Below are 2,110 nucleotides of genomic sequence, written 5' to 3'. Positions count from 1 at the left end.
TTGCTATTCTTGAGGCTTAAATACTTATGTCATTTGTTGATATTTATCAAAACATCCCCTCTCAAAAAGAAATCAATTACACTGCTATTTCCCAAACAAATCCCCTTCAAAATCCCACCGACAATAGTATAAGTTGGGGTAATCATAGTAATTCTTCTCAACATAATCTAGAAACAAACTCCCCTATAGCTAGTAATAGCAGCTATAACTCTAACAATGGCTATGGGCTAGTTAACGCCGGATTAGCAGTCAGTAAAGCCGCAGGCGTTAGTCCCTATACAGATGCTCCCAACTTGGGTGGCAATAATTGGGGAGCGGATCTGATCAAAGCTCCCACAGCCTGGAATAATGGATATACAGGACAAGGAACTATTGTTGCCGTACTAGATACAGGCGTAGACTACAACCATCAAGACTTAAAAAATAATATTTGGGGTAACGCCAAAGAAATAACTGGTAATGGAATAGACGATGATGGTAACGGCTATGTTGACGATGTTCAAGGTTGGAACTTTATAGATAACAACAATAATATTTTAGACAATAATGATCATGGCACTCATGTTGCTGGAACCATAGCCGCAGAAAATAACGGCATTGGTGTTACTGGCATTGCCTATAACTCCAAAATTATGCCAGTCAAAGTCCTAGATGCCAATGGCTCAGGTTCTTACTCGAATATCGCTAAGGGTATTTATTACGCAGTTGATAATGGCGCAAATGTAATTAACCTTAGTCTAGGAGGTAATTCCTCTAGCGATACGCTCAAGTCGGCCATTGAATATGCCAGTAGCAAAGGCGTAATAGTCGTCATGGCAGCAGGTAATAATAGTGGCTCACTTCCATCCTATCCCGCCCGCTACGCCTATAATTCAGGAATTGCCGTAGGTGCAGTAGATGAAAATAATAATCTTGCAGATTTTTCCAACCGGTCTGGTCCTGAAGAAATCACCTATGTCACCGCCCCCGGAGTTAATGTTTACTCCACAATACCTAATAATCAATATGCCAGTTACAATGGCACTTCTATGGCAGCCCCTCACATTGCTGGGGTCGTCGCTCTTATGCTTAGTGCTAACCATAACCTAACCGAAAGCCAAGTCCTCCAAATTATTAGAAGCACATCTGCGAATAGCACTAATCCTCCAGAGCCGACAACACCTTCACAGCCAGGACCGAAAATGCCATCTCTTTTCCCCCCTCTAGACTCTTTTTTCCCTCTGCAACTAATTAATATAATTTCACAATTGCCTTTTAAGCTGCAATCTCCAACACCAACCTCTACTCCCTTTCCTCCTATAGTTGTCTCCAAGAGCGAAAATCAGTTGGAGTTGCATTTCGGCAATATGGCAACAGTGACAGTACAGCAGTTTAACTACTACGGTCAAAGTCTGGCACAATCCGTTACCCAATTCAAACTAAATTTCTACGACAACACCCCAGCAAACAGCAACAGTGAAGATAGTTTTGATAAACAGTATTATAAAAACAGCTATTGGCATTGATCTAAGGGAACACCAAAAAATAAATTACCCAATTTTGTGGGATGGGCATCCTGCCCGTCCTTGATGATTAGCAGGCAATTCGTCCCGCACCACGAGAAATTTTTGGGTATTTTTTTAATTGGAAGTCCCTAATCCACTACCAAAAAAAACAATCTGAACCAGTGAAAACAAACGCCACTAGGGAAAAATCCTCTCCCCTCAACGTTTCCAGCTTTTCAGTCCCTGAAATCACCCACCCCCTAAAAAAATATTTCTCAACCCCCTTGACAGAAAAAGGAAGGATTGCTATATTAAATAAGTGCCGAGAGAAAGAAACAACTCCCGGACAACTGAACCGAGAAAAAATAATACTTTGAAAGAATAGATTAAACCAATCCTCGTCGTAAAGATAATTGAAAGAGGATTCGAGATTTTAACTAATTTCGGAGCCAACAAACTCGAAAACACAAAATGGAGAGTTTGATCCTGGCTCAGGATGAACGCTGGCGGTATGCTTAACACATGCAAGTCGAACGGTCTTTTCGGAGATAGTGGCGGACGGGTGAGTAACGCGTAAGAATCTACCTTCAGGTTGGGGACAACCACTGGAAACGGTGGCTAATACC

General features: G+C 41.7%; 1 protein-coding gene and 1 rRNA gene. Both read left to right on the top strand.

Going from position 1 to position 2,110, the window contains the following annotated elements; translation table 11 throughout:
• The first annotated feature begins 26 nt into the window (after window positions 1-26).
• Window positions 27-1,505, top strand: coding sequence for a S8 family peptidase (locus IQ228_RS25130; protein ID WP_193964866.1), 1,479 nt, complete (start codon window positions 27-29; stop codon window positions 1,503-1,505).
• Window positions 1,506-1,952: 447 nt separating this feature from the next.
• Window positions 1,953-2,110, top strand: a 16S ribosomal RNA gene (locus IQ228_RS25125); the annotation flags it as partial.

The organism is Dolichospermum sp. LEGE 00246, assembly GCF_015207865.1.
In the GTDB taxonomy this organism is placed as follows: Bacteria; Cyanobacteriota; Cyanobacteriia; order Cyanobacteriales; family Nostocaceae; genus Dolichospermum; species Dolichospermum heterosporum.
This window is presented reverse-complemented; position numbering and strand designations above follow the sequence as displayed.

Coding starts and splice junctions, on each gene's coding strand:
- IQ228_RS25130 (WP_193964866.1), top strand. CDS start 27: ATGTCATTTGTTGATATTTATCAAAACATCCCCTCTCAAAAAGAAATC.